Here is a 2612-nt window from a genome sequence, read left to right on the forward strand (position 1 = left end):
TTAGCACTAGAGAAAAATTCTCCAGTTGAATAATAGAAATTCTCCTAAAACTGCAAGAGTTAAATATACAATAGGTTCTAGTTTAGAAAGAGAAATAGATTTATGGTTAATATTTTTAAATAACCTTTTTGTCAATTTCCAAATAAAATATCCAATAACTGCCCCTAGCGTATTCATCATTAAATCATCAATATCTGTATTTCTCCGATTGAATAACTGGCAAAGTTCAATGGATAATGAAAAACCGAAGCCTATCATAAAAATTTTCAAAGGATTTCTGTATCGTTTCCAAATTAAAGGAATTAAAAAGCCCAGAGGTAAAAACATTATAATATTTAAAACATAAGTCATTATCCCCTCAGACTGAAACGGTAATAAATTGATTTCCTCTAATCTTATAATCGTATCATAATGTCCAATATCCCAAATACTACCTATACCTGCAACAGAGAACGTCAAGTAGATATATAACAGAAAAATATATACCCATACAAAATGAATTGCTTTGTTTTCTTGTTTTTTGTTTTGACGCTTGCAAATGATAAGCTGGTATAAGGAACAAGGAACTATAATACATAGCAAAGCATAAATTGTAGATAACATAGTAATCGTCCTTTCACAGTAATTTTAAATAAAATGATACAGTAAAAATCTTAAAAAGCACGAAAGAATGTATTTTGTTTTTATGAAAGATTTTATGTTATCATATCATTTTTTGCTCTGCAATTAAAGATAATTTCAATATTTTATGCACCGATAATCTTATTGAACAGCTCTAACAGTACATCTTTCACACCGCCAGCATTGAATACCAAGCCGACAGCAATTAAGGCAACTACCAAGAAGCCGATAAGTTTGGAAAACTCACGCTTGAAACCTAAGTAGATACCGATAACCACGATCGACATAAGCACCAAGCTCTGTGCATTTGATAAAAACCATTGATACAAATTTTGTCCGAAATTCATTTAATTGTCCTCGCTTTCTTTTAATTGTTTCATTTCATAGTCAGCTTCTTTGCCGACATTCAAAATACACATCAAGACTACGCCGATACCCATTCCCATAGATACCAGCAGGAAGTCTTTTAATAATACCCACATTTTTTATCACTCCTAACTTTCCACCAAATCTTTTGCAGGGGTCGTCTGCTGTTTGATTATCATTTCATGCTTTTCTGTGAGCTTTGCCTGCTGTTCGATTGTTTCCATGTAGTCTGTACCGTTTCCTTTATCAATCTTTTTCAGCATTTTCAAGGTCGGTGCTACCTGCCGTTGTACCCACCGCAATGTACGGTCTAAGGTGTAAGGCTCTGGCTTTGTCGTCAGCTTCAAGCTCTGTCTGTTATCGCCGATAAACCAAGCCCAGCGGTCATTGAGTTTCCAGTCATTTTTTCGCTTGTCTGGTTCTTCATCAACAAACCTCACATACTGGTTGATGATAGAAAAGGCAGTCTGCTCTGCGTCATAATATGTCAGCAAATCTCGTACTGCATAATAGGCACGTTCATTTCTAAGCCGTATCTCAAAACGATTGATAATGTCGGCTTCTTCAAGCGGTGTCCCTAACTTGACGTACTGCTCATAGTCCTTTTCATAGATACAGAAATACACATCTGATTTCAGAGAACCAAGATAAAGGGTACGTCCCATATATTCTCTGTCGTCCTCTCTGTGCTTGATAAGCTCGCCCGACTGGTAAAACTTATAACTTCTGGACTTTCCGATATATTCCCGTTTCCTGCATTTCTCCGCAAGCTCTGGTATATCCAAAATGCCCGTATGGTCGTTGATAGCAAGGTCGATACGCTTCATCACGCCACCGTCTACGAGTGCGTCCATGAGAAAGTCATACCAGCTTCTTTGCTGTGCCAGCAGGTAACTTTCAAACTGTCGGCAACCACGCCCTTTTAACTCTAAAAGGACACCTTTTTCTTCGTCAGCCGACGTATAGATAAAGATGTCCCCAAGAGAATAATGCTCCGTATAGCTGTAATGTCCGTAATCTTCATGGAGCATATAATTGATATTCAGTTTTAATATATCTTTGATAATGTGCTGTATATCCAGCGTGGGAAAACGAATTTTCACATAATCAAACAGCATGGTAAGCGGTGCTTCTGGATTGAACCTTGCCAGTTCTTTATGCAGAGTTTCCAGAAGCTCCTTTGACGGCTTCATTTTTCCGCTTTCTATCTTATTGAGATATTCTCTTGTGATACCAGAAGCCACCGCCAGCCTGCCTTGTGAGATACCGTAAGCAACCCGCTTCTCCCGTAATTCTTTTATCCATTGTTCTTCATTCAGAACCATACCCCCAATCTATAAAGTGTGAAGTTTTTTAAGGCGACTTCACAGCCGATTTTTGTTAGGAAACCATGTCAGAAGCCTTATGTTTCCTATGCTTTTTGTCTATTGTCTATTTGCAAACGTACCCCTCTGTTAGATACCGAGGGGTTTTACCTGCTGGCGTGGCTTACGCCACACCAGCAACGGCTAGTCCGTGCCGTCGCCTTTCGCTTCGCACGTCGCCGTCCCGTCCTGCCTTGCTTGTGCAAGAGAGCCGATAGTCTGCAAAAAATCATGTCCTTTCGGGACTAAAGGCGTGTAAAA

Annotated in this window: 3 protein-coding genes and 1 pseudogene; all 4 read right to left on the reverse strand. The window is 38.7% G+C overall.

The annotated features are described in order from the left end of the window. Window positions 1–6: 6 nt before the first annotated feature. Window positions 7–603 carry a VanZ family protein gene (locus LJE11_RS18745; RefSeq protein ID WP_006857107.1) on the reverse strand — a complete coding sequence of 199 codons (597 nt, stop codon included), beginning with the start codon at window positions 601–603 and terminating at the stop codon, window positions 7–9. Window positions 604–746: 143 nt separating this feature from the next. Next, entirely contained in the window at window positions 747–968 is a 222-nt protein-coding gene (locus tag LJE11_RS18750; RefSeq protein ID WP_003060793.1) for a hypothetical protein, read from the reverse strand. Continuing rightward, a pseudogene (locus LJE11_RS18755) lies at window positions 969–1082 on the reverse strand (DUF3789 domain-containing protein); the annotation flags it as partial. Between the two features lie 33 nt (window positions 1083–1115). Beyond that, window positions 1116–2312 carry a MobT family relaxase gene (mobT, locus tag LJE11_RS18765; protein WP_118760197.1) on the reverse strand — a complete coding sequence of 399 codons (1197 nt, stop codon included), beginning with the start codon at window positions 2310–2312 and terminating at the stop codon, window positions 1116–1118. Window positions 2313–2612 lie beyond the last annotated feature (300 nt).

The sequence above is a fragment of the Blautia sp. DFI.1.216 genome, from assembly GCF_020594215.1.
In the GTDB taxonomy this organism is placed as follows: Bacteria; Bacillota; Clostridia; order Lachnospirales; family Lachnospiraceae; genus Blautia_A; species Blautia_A wexlerae.